The sequence below is a fragment of the Coriobacteriaceae bacterium genome, assembly GCA_025993015.1.
In the GTDB taxonomy this organism is placed as follows: domain Bacteria; phylum Actinomycetota; class Coriobacteriia; order Coriobacteriales; family Coriobacteriaceae; genus Collinsella.
In genome coordinates this window covers 716,363-733,068 of sequence record DAJPFV010000001.1, presented here as the reverse complement: position 1 = coordinate 733,068, position 16,706 = coordinate 716,363, and the positions used below count along the sequence as shown (strand labels likewise).

Below are 16,706 nucleotides of genomic sequence, written 5' to 3'. Positions count from 1 at the left end.
CTCAGCCGAACACATTAGGCGGACAGGCCGTTCCCGCAGCTAGCCGAACGCCCCCGAGGCCCCATCCGGGCCCCGGGGGCGCCGTTTTCCCAGTTGAAGGAACGGTGGAGATGTGTTTCGATGGGTCCGGTGGCCATGCTCCGCCCTCCGCCCGGCACCTCTTCCCAGACTCAGCCGGACGGTCGGTCAGTCTATTCCGTTTTGCCTTCAGGCTAGGCCAGCGGGGCATCGCCCCTCTCTGCGCGCGCCCTCTCGATGAGTCCCGGCGTCAGGTCGAGCTCGGCCAGAGGCACATCCTCCACGCCGTAGGCGTCAAGCAGCGCCGCCGCATCGTCCCCGAGCATCGCCCTGAAGGCGCGCGCGGGCGTCGAGAAGCCGAGCGCGCCGCGGGGCTCGGAGTTCACGTGCGACATGGCGAGCGCCATGTCGGCCGGGGATAGCCGGTCGAACCTGAGCCCGGCGCCCTTGGGCAGCAGCTTCCTGATCTCGACGTGGTTGCGCTCGCAGGCGCCCTTCTGGTCGCTGCGGCGCGGGTCGCAGTAGAACAGCCTCGTCTCGCCGGGCCCCTCGCCGAGGAGCGCGGCGATCGCGCCCTCGTCGGAGAACTCGGCGCCGTTGTCGGTGAGCACGGCGCGGAACACGCGGCGCGCCCCGTCGGCGCCGAGGACCGCCCGGACGCCCTCCAGGGCGGCCGCGACGCACCCGGAGGTCTTCCCGCCCAGCGGCAGCGCGAGCTGCAGCCTGCTGGGGCGGTGCAGTAGCGTGAGCAGGCAGGCCGAGTCCTCCCGGGCGCCCTCGACGGTGTCCATCTCCCAGGCCGCGGCGCACGCGTCCTCCCCGAGGGCGAGGAACGCGGCATACGACCTGCGGGCGGAGTGGCGCGTGGCCGCCCGCCCGGCGGCGCGCCTCCTCGGCCTGTAGCCGACCTTGCGCCTGAGCTCCATGTTCGTCATGCCGTCGTAGCCCGCCGAGACCCAGCGGTAGATGGTCGAGGGAGACAGGTCCACCGGCCCGCCGTTGCGCGCCGCCATCTGCTCGGGCGACAGCCCCCGGCGCAGGCAGTCCCTGATGGCCTCCAGCCTCGCCGCCGCGGCGGGCTCGTCGGCGTCGATCCCGCGCCTGGACGAGACGAGCACCGAGTCGGCGCACAGCTGCGCGGCCCGGGCCTCGTAGAAGACGTGCGGGCGGCGCTTGCAGCCCACCGCGCGGTAGCGGCCGCACCCGTTGCAGCAGCGCGGCCACGCCGCCAGGCGCGGGCAGGCCGCCGACAGGTCGGTGCCGGCGCCCACGCGCTCGCCGCGCCTGGGCTTCGGCGCCGTCACGAACCTGTGCGACGCCACCTCGGCGCTCACCGTCGAGGGCGACCTGCCCAGCTCCCTCGCGATCTCCCTGCACGAGGCCCTGCGCTCCAGCATCCTCTGGACCGTGTCCCGCTCGTGCCTCGTGAGCCTTCCGTAGGCCCTCGGGGCCGCTTTCGCGGAACCCTTCTTCCTCTTTCCGGACATGCCGTCCTCCGATCTTCCGGGGCCGGCCGGTCCGGCCCTCAGGGTATCGGGTTCCCACATTCATCCGCACATGTGCGGATGAATGTGGGAGGTGTTCGGATGAAGTCGATAATCAAGGCATAAAGCCGCCGAGCCTGCTAAAACTGTTAAACTCTGCTAAAGTTGCTAAACTTTGTTAAAGTTGTTAAAACTAGCAGAGGAGGGCAGAATGACGAAAGCTGTTAACCCCTTTAAGCCAACGGCGGGCATGAATCCGCCTGAGCTTATCGGACGGGACACTGTTTTGGATGACTTTGCCGAGGCTCTTGAGAATGGTCCTGGTGCCCCCGATCGACTCATGCGCATCTCGGGCGTCCGAGGCACAGGTAAAACGGTGCTCCTTAATGCATTGGGTGACCTTGCACGCAAAAAAGGATTCGAGGTCGTTGACGTTGCCTCCAATGCTGGTTTTTGCAATAGAATCCTCGAGGCTCTGCAGCGAAACGTTCGTCTTGAATCAATCTCGATTTCCCCATCGATTTTAGGGGTCAGCCTTGGCTCCATGGAGATGTCGAAGTCGGCCTCTCATCTGGGCGAGGCGATGTACGATGCTGCGAAGCGCGGTGGTCTGCTCATTACGCTCGACGAGATCCAGGATGCCTCAACTGAGGAAATGCGCGAGCTAGGCAATGAGATGCAGCTCTTGATCCGCCAAGGAGCGAATGTCGCTTTCGCTTTCGCCGGGCTGCCGACATCGGTAGATGGCGTGGTGGTGGATGATACGTTGACGTTCCTTCAGCGAGCCAAACATGTTGAACTTACTCGGCTTTCCGATTTTGAAGTTGGCGGATCGTTTGAGGATACGATGAGACGAGCGGGCAAGGAGCTCGACAAAGGTGCCGCTGAGCTATTAACAAAAGCTTCGGCAGGCTATCCCTTTATGGTCCAGCTGGTCGGATATTACGCTTGGCAGGTTGCTGCGCGCAGTGGGGCGGAGAGCGTGAGCGAAGAGGCGGCTCGTAAGGGTATCCAGGCGGCTCTTGATAGCTTTAATGCTATGGTGATTGCCCCAGCGCTGCGCAGGGTGTCGGAACGGCAGTTTCAGTATCTCGCGGCGATGGCTCAATGCGAGGGCGTCGATATCGCCAACGGCGATATCGCCAAGAAGATGGGTTTGTCGGCGAACAAAGTTGGGTCATATCGCAAGCGTCTGATCGATGCGGGGTTGATTGAGCCCGCGGGCTATGGCTGTGTTTCGTTTGCAATTCCGTACATGCGCGATTATCTGCTGGAGACCGTTCGAGAGGACTAATAAAGAATGGGCTGTCCGCGCTGTCGCTGGGGCCGTCCTTGTATCTTTGTCTCAACCTGTAACATCTGGAGGGGATTACGGCCTGCAGATGTTACAGGTTGAGATGATTGACTGAGACGTTTACTGGTAAAAGAGAGGTAAAAGAGGAAACGCCTCAAAATTCCCCTTGCCCAACTTCGGCTGTTTGGTTACTATAGAACGGCTGTTACGGAGAGCTGACCGAGAGGCCGAAGGTGCTCGCCTGCTAAGCGAGTATGCCCCAAAAGGGCATCTGGGGTTCGAATCCCCAGCTCTCCGCCAGTATGACTTTGAAGAAGGGTCCCATTTGGGGCCTTTTTTTTATCAAGAATGGCAGCTGGGGATTAGAGTCCGAAAGGGCGTGAACATTAGGCAAACACGGGGCGCTTGAAAACGGGGAGACCCAGGCGTGCTCGTGCACCCCGGTGTGGGGTTCCGAGGGGATGGAGTAGAAATATGGTAAAGGTCGGGCTGCGTAAGCCGAATCTAAAGACATCACTCAAGGCAAGAACGACCGGCAGAGCGAAGCGCGCGGTAAAGCGGGCGATAATCCCCGGCTATGGTAAGAAGGGCATGGGGTGGATCAAAAATCCGAAGAAGGCTGCTTACAATGCCGTATACAGCAGAACGACCGTCGGAGTTGGGGATGTCGCTCGCGCCGTTGCTAAATCAGGCGCTCGGAGCTCGGCGTCAAGGACGTCCTCAATTACTGTTTCATCGCATGAAATTACACCTTTGGCGAAGCCTGAACAGAAATCTCTCACTCGAGAGATTACGTCGGTTGACAGGGCAAACAAGGCGCTTTTGCTATGCTTCCTTCTTGGGTGGTCGGGCGCTCATAGGGCGTATGCACGGATGTGGGGTAGCTTCTTTCTATATCTCTTTACCTTTGGCCTTTTTGGATTTGGTTGGCTGTTTGATATTGTGACACTACTGATGAGACGCTCCGAGCTAAGGCGTCTCGGCGACAGTGATCAGACTCAACAGCAAGCGCCATGTTCCGTTGATTCTACATTCGATCGAAATGTCGCCGACTCCGGAAATTGGGAACAGCGTGGAGATGGGGAGGCTGCGGCTCGGCTAGAGCTTCAACGTAAAAACCGTGCCTATATGGAAGAAAACGGCATCGACGTGGAGATGTTTACCGAGGAAAAGGTCGCGGCGGACGCCTTGCGAACCATTGAGTCGGTATGCCCGTGCATGCTTAGGTTTGACCGAGGCATGAGCGAAGAGGAGCCAAGCATCAGCTTTTGCTCTCCAACAAAGACGGGGAAAATGCCCAAGAATGTCGTCGAGGCCCGCATTTACCATCAGGACGTGAAGCTATTGATGGATTCCCACGGCTTCGAATTGCCGGAGTATGGTGACAGCATCAATGTCATGATTAGTTATCTAGCTGATGGGCGCATAAATAAAGTCGATATCCATGGGTTCCATAATGGCCGCTCCGTTAGTGTTTCCATTCGCAGGCGGAGCGACGATCTTGTTATGACGAGTGCGGGCACCATCGGAGAAACGGGTGCCTGGCAATCGCTGTGTCCTGGGGCAGACCCCTCAGCTGGGGATCTTTTCAGGGCCTTGACCAAGGAGGTCGAAAGGATCTACTAGCATGCCCGGTGGACCCGTTTTCAAGGTCCGAAAAGACACAGCGAAGGTAAACGGCTAGCAATGTCGCTTTGGTGATTCTGACGCATCCCGTTTAAGAGGTATTCAAAAAGAGGCGCCCGTTGGACGCCTCTCCAATCTCAAATGTAATGTTCCCCCAGCCCTACACCTCGGGTGCCTTGGCTACGGTCTCGCTCTCTGCCGCAAGTGGGCGGTTGTCGATGCGGCGGCCCAGGCGGTCGAGCTTCACAAGGAGCCACTCAATGGGATTCGGCCCCGAGCCTTCCTCGTCGGCAACCAAATCCACGACGGCAATCTTGGTGCCGTCCTGCTTGAGCGTAACGCTGCCCACCTTGTCGCCCACATGCACCGTGCCCGAAAGATCGTCGTAGCTAACCTTTTCGGTTACCTCGCCGGCAAGGGAAAACACGGTCGCTTGCGCCGTGGGGTCGGCGAGCGTGGCGTCGATCGTCTTGTCCGTCCAATCTGTCTGGCTAATGCGTGCCATAAGCGGGTTGCCGTTGGCGGTCTTTTCCTGCGTGTTGGCGATCGCGACCGTGATCTTGTGGCCGTAGTACCAATTGGCAAGGGTTGCGGTATCGGTAAAGCGCTGGTCGGTGGTGGTGGAGTTCAAAACGACGGTGTAGATCTCGTCGCCGTCGCGGTTGTAGGCGCTCGTAAAGCAATAGCCCGCGTCGTCGGTGGTGCCGGTCTTGCCGCCGATGTTGCCATCTTGGCCCAGCAAATAGCTATGCGTGTCCATGGAATGCGAATGGTCGGTGCCGTCGGCGCCCGTGACCTCGATCCAGGAATCCTCGCTCGCTACGACCTCGCGGATCGTGTCGTTTTTCATGGCCTCCTGCATCATCAGCGCCACGTCATGTGCGGTTGAGTGCATATCGCCAGCCCACTCATCAAAGTCCAGACCATGCGGGTTTTCAAAAAGCGTACCGGTACAGCCGAGCTTCTTAGCGCGCTCGTTCATGGCCTTCACAAAGGTGGCCTCGGCGTCTTTGGTCTTAGGGTCGATCTTCTTGCCCACATATTCGGCGAGCACGATGGCGGCGACGTTGCCCGAGGGAATCATCAGGCCGCGCAGCGCCTGCTCCACGGTAAGCTTGTCGCCTTCGAGCAAGCCGGCGGTCGAATTGCCCACGGTGGCTGCAGCGTTGCTCACCGTGACCTTCTCGTCCATCTTGCAATTCTCGACGGTTAGGATTGCGGTCATGACCTTGGTGATCGAGGCAATTTTGACCTGCTCATCGGCGCCGCGCCCATAGTAGACGGTGCCGTCTTTGCCCATGACGAGGGCATTGGTCGCATCGATATCGGGCAGGTTTTCGGCCGTGATGCCGCGCGCATCGGCGGTTTTGCCGCAAACATTGTCGGTCGTAAGCACTTGGGCGCCGGCGACGGTGGGCACGCCAGCGGCAAGGGCGATAGCGCAGACAAAGCCGGCGGCAAGCTGGGCTGAGCGCTTTGCAAAAGAGGTGAGGGACTTCACGGATTTCGCTTTCGACGGGATGGTCTCTTCTGGAACAAGAGTATATCGTTTGCCGGCGTCGGCGATCATCGCGTGCGTGCGTGGCCCACATCCGCGCCCGAACGGGCACAAGGGTGCTTAAGGCCGACTTAATCACCCACGCTTGTTGTGTGTGACGGGCGCCCCCTCGGGCATAATGGAGCGCGAGAGGAGCACGCATGAACGAGCGCATTTTGGTAGTTGATGACGAAAAGGCCATCGCCGACTTGGTTGGTATCTACCTTACAAAAGAGGGCTTTGATGTCCAGATTGCCTATAGCGGGGCCGATGCTGCCAAGGCAATCTTGGAGCAGGAGTTCGATCTGGCGCTGCTGGATGTCATGCTGCCCGATATCGATGGCTTTGAGCTGCTGCGTACGATCCGTTCCAGCCATACCTATCCCGTGATCATGCTGACGGCGCGCGATGCCCAGCAAGACAAGATCGAGGGCCTTTCGCTTGGCGCGGACGATTACGTGGTTAAGCCGTTTCGTCCTCTGGAGCTCATCGCGCGCGTGCACGCTCAGCTTCGCCGCTACACCAGCTACGGTAGCCGCGCACAGGCGGCCGAGTCGCCGACCCTCCAGCTCGACGGCTTGGAGATCAACCGCGATGCTCGTTCCGTGACAGTGGACGGTTCACCGGTTCGCCTCACGCCCACCGAGTATTCAATCTTGCTGTATCTGGTCGAGCATCGCGGCAGCGTGGTGGCCGTGGAGGACCTGTTCCGCGCGGTGTGGAACGAGGACTTTATGCCCGGCTCCAACAATACGGTGATGGTGCATATTCGCCACTTGCGTGAAAAGATCGGCGACGACGCACAAAAGCCACGCTTTATCAAAAACGTCTGGGGCGTCGGCTACATCATCGAATAACGCTTTTCGCTTGTGAGGATCTTGATATGACAAAAGACGATAGGCAAGCGTTCGAGGTGCCCGATCGGCTCTTTGAATACGTGAGGTCGGTCGTCGACAACCGCGCGCTTGCAACGGTGCTGCTCTTTTTGCTGAGCCTGCTGCTGATTGGCATCGACAACATCGTCGGAATCTTGGCGGTGCTGCTTGTCGGCTTTTTGCTGATCGATCGATTTGAGATCGTGTGCCGCTGCGTGGTGATTGGCGGCGCCGCGTGGGCCATGACGTTGGCGATTGGCGCCATGGCGCTCGGCGGCATCGAAGGGCCGGTGCTGTTCGATGCCGGCTTTGTATTCAACATGCTTGGCTTTGTGCTGGCGCTTGCAGCGTGCGTGCTGTTCTTGTGTGGCCGCGCCCTGTACTACCAGGGCTACGAGCAGGGCGAGCAGCATGCCGATTGTGTGCTGGCCGCTCGTATTCAAGATCGCCTGATCGATCACCCCGACACCTGGGATAACATCGACGGCGACTTCTTGGAGGTCGAGGGCGCCCTTAACCGCGTGCGTGACCGTGAGCGCAAGGTGCAGCAAGCTCTGCGTGACGAGTCGCATCGCAAGGACGATTTGGTCACGTACTTGGCACATGACCTACGCACCCCGCTTGCCAGTGTGGTGGGCTATCTTTCGCTGCTGCAAGAGGCTCCCGAGCTGCCGGTTGAGCAACGTGCGCACTTTACGGGCGTGGCGCTCGACAAGGCGCACCGGCTCGATACGCTCATCGAAGAGTTCTTCGATATCACGCGTTTTGACTTCCACGATATCGTGCTCACGCGCGGCTATGTTGATCTGGGGTTGCTGCTGGCTCAGGTGACTGACGAGTTCTATCCCATCCTCAACGAGCAGCATAAGGAAGTCCAAGTTGATATTCGCGAGGACCTGACGGTGCTCGTGGATGGCGACAAAATGGCTCGCGTGTTCAACAACATCATGAAAAACGCTATTGCCTATAGCTATGAGGGCTCGACCATCACGATCGAGGCCAGACGCCGGGACGGCGGTGGCGTGCGCGTGCGCTTTATCAATCAGGGCGATCCCATCCCTGCGGCTAAGCTCAAGGTGATCTTTGAGAAGTTCTATCGCCTGGATGCGGCGCGTGCGACCAATCGCGGCGGCGCTGGACTGGGGCTTGCCATCGCCAAGGAGATCGTATGCGCGCACGGCGGTACCGTTGCATGTGAATCGACGCCCGAACACACGATATTCACCATCGAGCTGCCCGCCGCATAGCCAGCGTGCCCTTACAAACACTTGACAATGCGCTCACGTGCATATGAGCCGCGATTCCTACTATCGATACTGCTGAATTGATATCGATGTGGAGGTATGCGGTATGACGGCTGCTGCGGCTGTGGAGCCCACGGAGCTTGAAGAACTCATGAAAGCGCAGGCCGAGGCCGCGCACGAGCGCGAGGTTGGGGATGCGACTCGCCCCACGGCAGAGGATCTTGCCGCCTCGCCGACGCGAATCGATGTTGAGGGCCTCGACCTGTTCTATGGCGACCACCATGCGCTCAAGGATGTGAATATCAAGATCCGCGACAAGCAGATTACCTCGTTCATCGGGCCTTCGGGCTGCGGAAAGTCCACGTTGCTGCGCTGCTTTAACCGCATGAACGACGGCATCAAGGACTGCCGAATCGAGGGCAAGATTGCGCTCGATGGTCAAGATATCCTGGGCGACTACGACATCTGCCGCCTTCGCCAGCGCGTGGGCATGGTGTTCCAGCGCCCCAACCCGTTTCCCATGAGCATCTACGACAACGTCGCCTATGGGCCGCGCGGTATGGGTGTGCGCGATCGCGTCGTGCTCGACGAGCTGGTCGAAGACTCCCTGCGACGCGCCGCCCTGTGGGACGAGGCCAAGGACAAGCTCAAAGAGTCGGGTCTGGGTCTTTCGGGCGGCCAGCAGCAGCGCCTGTGCATCGCCCGCGCACTTGCCGTGCAGCCCGACATTCTGCTGATGGACGAGCCGACCTCGGCACTCGATCCCGTATCGACGCTGGTGGTGGAGCAGCTGGCCTGCGAGCTCAAAGAGACCTGCACGCTCGTGGTCGTTACGCACAATATGCAGCAGGCGGCGCGTATCTCCGATTCGGTCGCATTCTTTTTGCTGGGTGAGCTGGTGGAGCACGCGCCCACCGCGCAACTCTTCAAGAATCCGACCGATCCGCGCACGGCGGATTATTTGACGGGGCGTTTTGGCTGATACCATCTAGTAAAGGTACCTTTAGGGTTAAGATGCGGTCATGCCGGCCGCAAAGGGGTTCAACATGATCTATTACGTCGAGGACGATGACAACATCAGGGATTTGACGGTCTATGCGCTGCGCAAGCAGGGGATTGAGGCCGAAGGCTTTTCGTGCGACGGTGAGTTTAAGGCTGCCGTGGCGCGACGGGTACCCGATGCCGTCCTGCTCGACATCATGCTGCCCGATACCGATGGCTTGGCGATTATGCGTCGACTGCGTGCCGATCGCCTGACGGCGACGGTGCCCATCATGATGCTTACCGCCAAGGATACCGAGCTCGACAAGGTGATGGCGCTCGATGGCGGTGCCGACGATTACCTGACTAAGCCGTTTTCGCTCATGGAGCTCGCCAGCCGCTGCCGCGCACTGCTGCGTCGCGGCGGCATGGTCAAACAGGCAAGCGATGTGCTCAGCGTGGGCGACATCGTGCTCTCGCCCAGCCATCGTGAGGTGACTGTTGCCGGCGAGTCGCTTAAGCTCACCCTGCGCGAGTTCGACCTGCTCGAGTACCTCATGCGCAAGCCCGGCGTGGTCTTTACCCGCGAGTCGTTGCTGCAGAGCGTGTGGGGCTGGGACTTCGACGGCGGTTCGCGCACCGTTGACGTGCACGTGCAGACGCTTCGCCAAAAACTGGGCGAGCATGCCAGCGCCATCGAGACCGTGCGCGGCGTGGGCTACCGCTTGGCCGAGCCTTCTGCCGGTGATGGTGCCGAAGGTGACGACACCGCGGCCACCGCATCGGAGGAGTAACCCGTGGTCTTCGCCCCCCAGGGAAAACATACGCTGTCGCACCGCGTTTTTGTGACGATCTTTGTCTGCGCCATGGCGGTTATCGTGGCGTTTACGGTGCTGGGTGCGTTCTTTGTGCAAAACACCTTGGCGGATGCCACGAGTGCCAACCTGGCGCAAGAAACCGAGCTCATTGCTGCCGCCCTCGACGAGCAGCAGGAGCCCATCCCGTTCTTGCGTAGCCTCGATCGAGAGGACTTGCGCATCACGCTGATTAACAAGGATGGATCGGTTGCCTACGACAACGAGGCGCCGCCTTCCACACTGCCCAACCATGGCGATCGCCCCGAGGTCATCGAGGCCTTTGAGAGTGGTTCGGGTTCCGCGGAGCGCGCAAGCTCTACGCTCGACGAGATTATGCTGTATCGCGCCGTCGCCCTTGATAACGGCCAGGTTGTCCGCTTGGCGCAGGCCCAGCCTGGCGTTGCGGCGATTTTGCTGTCGATGGTGGCGCCGATGCTGCTTATCGCAGCAGCGGGTGCGGTACTCTCGTTTTTTATGGCGCGCCGCGAGTCCCGTGCCATCATCGCGCCTTTGCAAGAGGTGGATTTGGACCACCCACGCCGTAGCTATGAGCACGCCTATGCCGAGATGGTCCCCATGCTTGAGCGTATTGAGTCGCAGCGCCAGGAGCTCAAGCGCCAAATGGCGGTGCTGGCGGACAACGACCGTATGCGCCGCGAGTTCACGGCGAATATCACCCATGAGCTCAAGACGCCGCTTACGGCGATTTCGGGCTATGCCGAGCTCATCGCAAACGGCATGGTCGAGGGCGAGGGCGACCTGCGCAACTTTGGCGGTCGCATCTATCGTGAGGCGGGCCGCTTGGCAGCGCTTGTCAACGATATCCTTACGCTGTCTAACTTGGACGAGGCCGAGCGTGCAGCTGAGGGCGAGGCGGTGCCCATTGGGTCCACGGAGCCTATTGAGCTCTCGCGTGCCATCTACGCGGTCGAGCAGCGTCTTGAACAGGTCGCCCGTCAGGCGAATGTGACGATAAGTCATGAGACCAAGCCTGTGGTCATCGAGGGCGTGTCGCGCTTGATTGACGAGCTCATCTATAATCTGGCAAGCAACGCCATCCGCTACAATCGACCCGGCGGTACGGTTACGCTGCAGTGCGGCACCAACGACGAAGGCCATCCGTTCCTTGCGGTCGCCGACACGGGAATCGGTATCGCGCCTGAAGAACAGGGCAAGGTATTTGAGCGGTTCTACCGCGTGGACAAGAGTAGGTCCAAGGCACGCGGCGGAACCGGTCTGGGGCTTGCCATTGTCAAGCATGCGGCCCTGTATCATCACGCCACGCTCGATCTGTCGAGCGAGTTGGGCGTGGGAACCACCATTACGGTGACGTTTCCCATACAGCAGGACGAGCCATTCGCATAGCGATATAACATAGATATTGATGCAGACGCCGCATTTGACTTTCGGGTGCGGCGTTGTTGTGCAATTTTACGATTGCTTCCGACATTTTTACAGGAGAGCCTGTTTCTTATGTATAGAGTTTGGTCTCGGTAAAAAGATGCGATAACATACGGACAGTTTTGTCAATCCGAACTGGGGAAATGAAAGGCAAGCTGCATGACCCTTCTCGAACTGTTCCAGCTGCTGAAGAAGCACCTTCAGCTGGTCATCACCCTTCCGGTGGTCTGCGCGATCGCCATGGGCATCGTGTCCTTCGTTGCGATGGACAACACCTATACCGCGACGACGAGCATGTACATTCTCGCCAAGACCGACGATAGCGGTCAGATGAGCTACAACGATCTCTCGGCGAGTCAGATGCTTTCCAACGATATCGCCACGCTGCTGGATAGCGATAGCGTTAAGAGCGGCGCAGCCAATGAACTGGGCCTCACCGATCTGGATGACTACAAGGTGTCTGTTTCCTCCGAGACCACCACGCGTGTCATTACGCTTTCGGTTACCGGCACCGATGCCAAGGAGACGGCTAAGGTCGCAAAGGCCATGGCCAGCTCGGTGAGTACGGTCGCTCAGAACGTCGGCGCTGCCCAGAGCATCAACGTTATCGACGAGGCTAAGACCCCCGAAGCCCCCAGCGGTCCCAAGCGTATGCTGTACGTTGCTGTCGCGTTCCTCGCCGGTATCTTTATCGCAGTCGCCTATGTCGTTTTGGCAGACATGCTCAATACCCGCATCCGCGGTGCCGAAGAGGCAGAAGAGCTCCTGGGCATTCCCGTTGTTGGCCGAATTCCGGCTATGAAAGGTGGTAAATAGGCATGGCTAAGGCAAAGAACACCGATAAGCTCGTTGTACAGAATGCCGCCAAGACCCTTCTGGCCAACATCCGCTTTGCGAGCGTGGACGACCCCATTCGCACTATTACCGTCACGTCCTCGATTCCCAACGAGGGCAAGTCTACGGTTTCCATCAACCTTGCCCAGGCTATCGCCACGAGCGGCAAGTCCGTGCTCCTGGTCGAGGCCGATATGCGCCGCAGGTCCCTTTCCGATATGCTCGGCGTTCGTTCGCGCGGCGGACTCTATGCGGTCCTTTCCGAGCAGATCTCCATTGACCAGGCAATTGTCGAGACGGGTCAGAAGAACTTCTACTTCCTCGATGCCGAGCCGCATATTCCCAATCCTGCCGACATCATTGTCTCTCACCGCTTTGCCAAGTTGGTAAAGGCACTGTCCGCCAAGTTCCAGTACGTCATCTTTGATGCTCCCCCGGTCGGCACCTTCATCGATGCTGCCGAGATTGCCAGCCTGACCGACGGTACGCTGTTCGTGGTGCGCGAGGACTTCACCAAGCGCGAGGAGGCACTCAACGCTATCGGCCAGCTTAAGAAGTCCGAAAAGGTCAAGCTCATCGGTACCGTTATGAACTACTGCGAGACCGAGACCAGCGAGTACTACTACTCCTACTACACCAAGGACGGTAAGAAGGTGAAGAAGGGCTCGGACGATCAGGGGACTTCCAAAAAGGGCATCTTCACCAACCGAGCAAACGTTTAGTTGATTAAGGCTGACCTATGCGTGACATTCATTGCCATATCTTGCCGGGTGTAGACGACGGCGCCGCCGATCTCGATGAGAGCTTGGCGATGCTCGAGGCTGCCAAGCGGGCCGGTGTAACCAGAATCGTTTGCACTCCTCACTGCCGTGATCCCTATTTTGATTACGACAAGATGTGGGATGCCTTTGAACTGCTGCGTGATAACGCTGACGGTTTTCCGCTCCAGATGGGCTTCGAGGTCAACCATCGAAAGCTCGTTGAACTTGGTATCGATGCCGCGGAGCACTTGCATTTCGATGGAACCAACGAGTTTCTGCTCGAGCTTTCGACGCATGCCGATGCGTATGCGTTTAGAGAGTACGAGAACACGATTTACGATTTGCAGTGCCGTGGCTACCAGGTGATCATCGCTCATCCTGAGCGCTATCGTGCGGTTCAAAAGGATGTAAGCGTGGCGGAGCGCCTGGTCGATATGGGCTGCAAGCTGCAGGCTTCGGCGGACTTTATTGCCGGCGGTCGCTTTGGTCGCGAAAAAAAGCCGGCACAGCGCCTGTTCGATCAGAACCTGTACAGCTTCATCGCGAGCGATGCCCATAACGTGGGTCATTACGACTGCCTGGCGAAGGCTCGCGCGAAGTTTAGCGTGCGCGGAGCTCATTTTCGCTAATATCTGTCCCTAACGTTCGCATTGAATGAAAGGGCAGCCATGGATATCCAACTTAAGACGGGATGCTTTGATGACGCGGCGTTGGTGCGCCGCGTCGTTTTTATGGACGAGCAGGGCTACGAGAATGAGTTCGACGCTATCGACGAGGATCAGAACTGCATTCATGTGACGCTCTATGTAGACGGCGAGCTTGCCGGTTGCTCGCGCGTGTTTCCCGAGGAGCTTGAGCGCGTGGCTGACGCAGAGGCCCCGGTGTTGCCGGCATGCGACATGGACGAAGGCGTTGCGGCGGGGGAGGCCTACATTATGGGGCGCGTCGCCGTGCTGCCGGCTATGCGTCGTCGCGGACTGGCGAGTGCGATCGTCGAGGCCAGTGCTTCGTGTGCACGCGATGCCGGCGCTAAGCTTATTAAGCTGCATGCGCAGGAATACGTGTTGCCGCTCTATGCAAAGGCGGGCTACACGCAAATTGCCCCGGTAGATTACGAAGACGAGGGCCAGCCCCATGTCTGGATGGCCAAGCGCGTAGATGGCAGATAGGGACGTTCCTTTTCTGCCGGCAGCTGGGGACACTCCTTGGCAATTGACGCATTGGAGCGCTCGGACATACAGTTTTTCGATTCCGTATGTATATATGCGCGCTATTGGGTTATAAAATCTAAGTCTGAACATAGCAGGTCTGCGATGCGGCTCGGGCAACCGGGCCGTTTTTGCGGACGGGGGTAGCGCGAAAGGACTGCACATGCGTCAATTTAAGACCGAGAGCAAAAAACTGCTCGACCTCATGATCAACTCCATCTACACCAATAAGGAAATCTTCCTGCGCGAGCTTATCTCTAACGCGAGCGACGCCGTCGACAAGCTCAACTTTAAGAGCCTGCAGGATCCGAGCGTCAAGATCAACCAGGGCGACCTGGCCATTCGCGTCTCCTTTGATAAAGACGCCCGCACCATTACCATCTCGGATAACGGCATTGGCATGACCGCCGAGGAGCTCGAGCGCAATCTGGGCACCATCGCCCATTCCGGCTCCGAGGAGTTTAAGACCGAGAACGCCGAGCAGCAGGGCTCCGATGTCGACATCATCGGCCAGTTTGGCGTGGGCTTCTACTCGGCTTTTATGGTCGCCAGCCATGTGAAGGTCGTCAGCCGCGCCTACGGCGAGGATGTCGCCCATGTGTGGGAATCCGACGGTCTTGAGGGCTACACCATCGAGGACGGCGAGCGTGCCGAGCACGGTACCGATGTCATCCTGACGCTGCGCGAGAACGAGAAGCTCGATGCCGACGGCGAGGCCGAGACCTACGATCGCTTCCTGACCGAGTGGGGCCTCAAGAGCCTAATTCAGCAGTACAGTAACTATGTGCGTTACCCGATCCAGATGATGGTGTCCAAGAGCCGCCAGAAGCCCAAGCCCGAGGATGCTGGCGATGACTACACGCCCGAGTACGAGGACTACCAGGAGCTCGAGACCGTCAACTCCATGACGCCGATCTGGAAGAAGCACAGCTCCGATGTCGAGCAGAAGGACTACGACGAGTTCTACAAGTCCACGTTCCACGACTTTGACGATCCTGCGCGCACCATCAGCTTCCATGCCGAGGGCACGCTCGAGTACGATGCCCTGCTGTTTGTGCCGGGCCGCGCGCCGTTCGATCTGTACAGCAAGGATTACGAGAAGGGTCTGGCACTCTACAGCTCCAACGTCCTGATCATGGAGAAGTGCGACGACCTGCTGCCCGACTACTACAACTTTGTCCGCGGCGTCGTGGATTCCGCCGATGTGTCGCTCAACATCTCGCGTGAGACGCTGCAGCAGAACCGTCAGCTCAAGGCCATCGCCAAGCGTGTGGAAAAGAAGATCACCGCCGACCTTGAGGATATGCGTGACAACGACCGCGAGGCCTACGAGAAGTTCTTTGAGAACTTTGGCCGCGGTCTTAAGTACGGCATCTACTCGAGCTATGGCATGAAGGCCGATGAGCTCGCCGATCTGTTGCTGTTCTGGTCTGCCAAGGAACAGAAGATGATTACCCTGGCCGAGTATGCCAAGGGCATGCCCGAGGATCAGAAGGCCATCTACTACGCCGCCGGCGACTCGCGTGAGCGCTTGGCCAAGATGCCCGTGGTAAAGGGCGTGCTCGACCGCGGCTATGACGTGCTGCTGCTGACGCAGGACGTGGATGAGTTCACCTTCCAGGCTATGCGTGAGTACGTTGCCGCTGATATGCCCAAGATCTACGAGGACGATGCCGCCCGCGAGGCTGCCGAGAAGGCCGTGGCCGATGGTGCCGAGCCCGAGGTTGAGGATCGTCACCTGGAGCTCAAGAACGTCGCAACCGGTGATCTTGACCTGGCGACCGAGGACGAGAAAAAGGAGGCCGAGGACGCCACCAAGGAGAACGAGGACCTCTTTAACGCCATGAAGGAGGCACTCGGCGACAAGGTCGAGAAGGTTGCCGTCTCTGCGCGCCTGACCGATGCTCCCGCGTGCATCACCACCGAGGGCCCGCTTTCGCTCGAGATGGAGAAGGTGCTCCAGAAGGGTCCCGAGGGCGCGCCCGACGGTATGCCCAAGAGCCAGCGCGTGCTCGAGCTCAACGCCAAGCACCCGGTCTTTTCCAAGCTCGTCGCCGCTCAGAAGGCGGGCGACGCCGACAAGATCAAGCAGTACTCCGGTTTGCTCTATGACCAGGCCCTGCTGGTCGAGGGCATTCTGCCCGAGGACCCCGTTGCCTTCGCAGCAGCTGTTTGCAACTTGATGTAGTTAGGTATTTACGCGGTTTTACCAAACCGCGTAACGGCTCGACGCTGCCCTCAGTTCCGCCGTTCTAACGAACGGCGGACCAGTCGACGCTGCGCGGGCGCCAGAGCGACAACTTGTCATTCAAAGAGGACGGCATGACCAGAAGGTCTATGCCGTCCTCTTTTCATGCCAATTTGTTCGCTCTGGCGCCCGCTCGCTGGCATTGCCAAAACATCGACGTTGCCGTGGTCCTAAGTAGTCATTGGGGACGTTTTTGTTTGACTAGTCGTTTAAGAACGTCCCCGATGACTATTTGAATTGCTAATTTGTGCGGGTTGTGGTTTTGTGACCTGCTGAAATTTAGGATACTGTACATCTGTACGTTAACTCATCTTCGTAGTATATTGCTACCCGCAAAA

The 16,706-nt window shown here is 59.0% G+C and carries 14 protein-coding genes and 1 tRNA gene; 13 read left to right on the top strand and 2 right to left on the bottom strand.

What is annotated here, in order from left to right; translation table 11 throughout:
• Positions 1-212 precede the first annotated feature (212 nt).
• Complete coding sequence (locus OIL77_03150) at positions 213-1,505, bottom strand: IS30 family transposase (protein HJI44420.1); 1,293 nt, start codon at positions 1,503-1,505, stop codon at positions 213-215.
• A gap of 208 nt (positions 1,506-1,713) precedes the next feature.
• On the opposite strand from OIL77_03150, the gene OIL77_03145 reads away from it, so the two are divergent.
• The 3 genes from OIL77_03145 (at position 1,714) to OIL77_03135 (ending at position 4,422) form a co-directional block, all read left to right on the top strand.
• Positions 1,714-2,796, top strand: a complete 1,083-nt coding sequence (locus tag OIL77_03145) for an AAA family ATPase (protein ID HJI44419.1) — start codon at positions 1,714-1,716, stop codon at positions 2,794-2,796.
• Positions 2,797-3,005: 209 nt separating this feature from the next.
• Positions 3,006-3,096, top strand: a tRNA-Ser gene (locus OIL77_03140).
• A gap of 453 nt (positions 3,097-3,549) precedes the next feature.
• On the top strand, positions 3,550-4,422 hold the full coding sequence (locus OIL77_03135) for a TM2 domain-containing protein (GenBank protein ID HJI44418.1): 873 nt from the start codon (positions 3,550-3,552) through the stop codon (positions 4,420-4,422).
• Positions 4,423-4,582: 160 nt separating this feature from the next.
• On the opposite strand, the gene OIL77_03130 is transcribed toward OIL77_03135, so the two are convergent.
• The gene (locus tag OIL77_03130) at positions 4,583-5,923 is read right to left on the bottom strand and encodes a serine hydrolase (GenBank protein HJI44417.1); all 1,341 of its coding nucleotides are present in this window, start codon (positions 5,921-5,923) and stop codon (positions 4,583-4,585) included.
• A gap of 197 nt (positions 5,924-6,120) precedes the next feature.
• On the opposite strand from OIL77_03130, the gene OIL77_03125 reads away from it, so the two are divergent.
• The 10 genes from OIL77_03125 (at position 6,121) to htpG (ending at position 16,308) form a co-directional block, all read left to right on the top strand.
• Positions 6,121-6,816, top strand: coding sequence for a response regulator transcription factor (locus OIL77_03125; GenBank protein HJI44416.1), 696 nt, complete (start codon positions 6,121-6,123; stop codon positions 6,814-6,816).
• Between the two features lie 26 nt (positions 6,817-6,842).
• The gene (locus OIL77_03120; protein HJI44415.1) at positions 6,843-8,081 is read left to right on the top strand and encodes a HAMP domain-containing histidine kinase; all 1,239 of its coding nucleotides are present in this window, start codon (positions 6,843-6,845) and stop codon (positions 8,079-8,081) included.
• Between the two features lie 103 nt (positions 8,082-8,184).
• Positions 8,185-9,060, top strand: a complete 876-nt coding sequence (gene pstB, locus OIL77_03115; GenBank protein HJI44414.1) for a phosphate ABC transporter ATP-binding protein PstB — start codon at positions 8,185-8,187, stop codon at positions 9,058-9,060.
• Between the two features lie 64 nt (positions 9,061-9,124).
• On the top strand, positions 9,125-9,853 hold the full coding sequence (locus OIL77_03110; GenBank protein ID HJI44413.1) for a response regulator transcription factor: 729 nt from the start codon (positions 9,125-9,127) through the stop codon (positions 9,851-9,853).
• Between the two features lie 3 nt (positions 9,854-9,856).
• Positions 9,857-11,281 carry an ATP-binding protein gene (locus tag OIL77_03105; protein HJI44412.1) on the top strand — a complete coding sequence of 475 codons (1,425 nt, stop codon included), beginning with the start codon at positions 9,857-9,859 and terminating at the stop codon, positions 11,279-11,281.
• Positions 11,282-11,476: 195 nt separating this feature from the next.
• A complete protein-coding gene (locus OIL77_03100) occupies positions 11,477-12,133 on the top strand; it encodes a Wzz/FepE/Etk N-terminal domain-containing protein (GenBank protein ID HJI44411.1) in 657 nt (218 codons plus the stop codon).
• Positions 12,134-12,135: 2 nt separating this feature from the next.
• Positions 12,136-12,873: a CpsD/CapB family tyrosine-protein kinase gene (locus OIL77_03095; GenBank protein ID HJI44410.1), complete on the top strand. Its 738-nt coding sequence runs from the start codon at positions 12,136-12,138 to the stop codon at positions 12,871-12,873.
• 17 nt (positions 12,874-12,890) lie between these two features.
• Positions 12,891-13,541: a phosphoesterase gene (locus OIL77_03090; GenBank protein HJI44409.1), complete on the top strand. Its 651-nt coding sequence runs from the start codon at positions 12,891-12,893 to the stop codon at positions 13,539-13,541.
• 39 nt (positions 13,542-13,580) lie between these two features.
• On the top strand, positions 13,581-14,081 hold the full coding sequence (locus OIL77_03085; protein ID HJI44408.1) for a GNAT family N-acetyltransferase: 501 nt from the start codon (positions 13,581-13,583) through the stop codon (positions 14,079-14,081).
• 202 nt (positions 14,082-14,283) lie between these two features.
• Positions 14,284-16,308 carry a molecular chaperone HtpG gene (gene htpG / locus OIL77_03080; protein HJI44407.1) on the top strand — a complete coding sequence of 675 codons (2,025 nt, stop codon included), beginning with the start codon at positions 14,284-14,286 and terminating at the stop codon, positions 16,306-16,308.
• The last annotated feature ends 398 nt before the right edge of the window (positions 16,309-16,706 follow it).

Bases quoted from the DNA above. Each gene is read 5' to 3' on its own strand.
- OIL77_03150 (HJI44420.1), bottom strand. From the start codon at position 1,505: ATGTCCGGAAAGAGGAAGAAGGGTTCCGCGAAAGCGGCCCCGAGGGCC.
- OIL77_03145 (HJI44419.1), top strand. From the start codon at position 1,714: ATGACGAAAGCTGTTAACCCCTTTAAGCCAACGGCGGGCATGAATCCG.
- OIL77_03125 (HJI44416.1), top strand. From the start codon at position 6,121: ATGAACGAGCGCATTTTGGTAGTTGATGACGAAAAGGCCATCGCCGAC.
- OIL77_03120 (HJI44415.1), top strand. From the start codon at position 6,843: ATGACAAAAGACGATAGGCAAGCGTTCGAGGTGCCCGATCGGCTCTTT.
- pstB (HJI44414.1), top strand. From the start codon at position 8,185: ATGACGGCTGCTGCGGCTGTGGAGCCCACGGAGCTTGAAGAACTCATG.
- OIL77_03110 (HJI44413.1), top strand. From the start codon at position 9,125: ATGATCTATTACGTCGAGGACGATGACAACATCAGGGATTTGACGGTC.
- OIL77_03100 (HJI44411.1), top strand. From the start codon at position 11,477: ATGACCCTTCTCGAACTGTTCCAGCTGCTGAAGAAGCACCTTCAGCTG.
- OIL77_03095 (HJI44410.1), top strand. From the start codon at position 12,136: ATGGCTAAGGCAAAGAACACCGATAAGCTCGTTGTACAGAATGCCGCC.
- OIL77_03090 (HJI44409.1), top strand. From the start codon at position 12,891: ATGCGTGACATTCATTGCCATATCTTGCCGGGTGTAGACGACGGCGCC.
- OIL77_03085 (HJI44408.1), top strand. From the start codon at position 13,581: ATGGATATCCAACTTAAGACGGGATGCTTTGATGACGCGGCGTTGGTG.
- htpG (HJI44407.1), top strand. From the start codon at position 14,284: ATGCGTCAATTTAAGACCGAGAGCAAAAAACTGCTCGACCTCATGATC.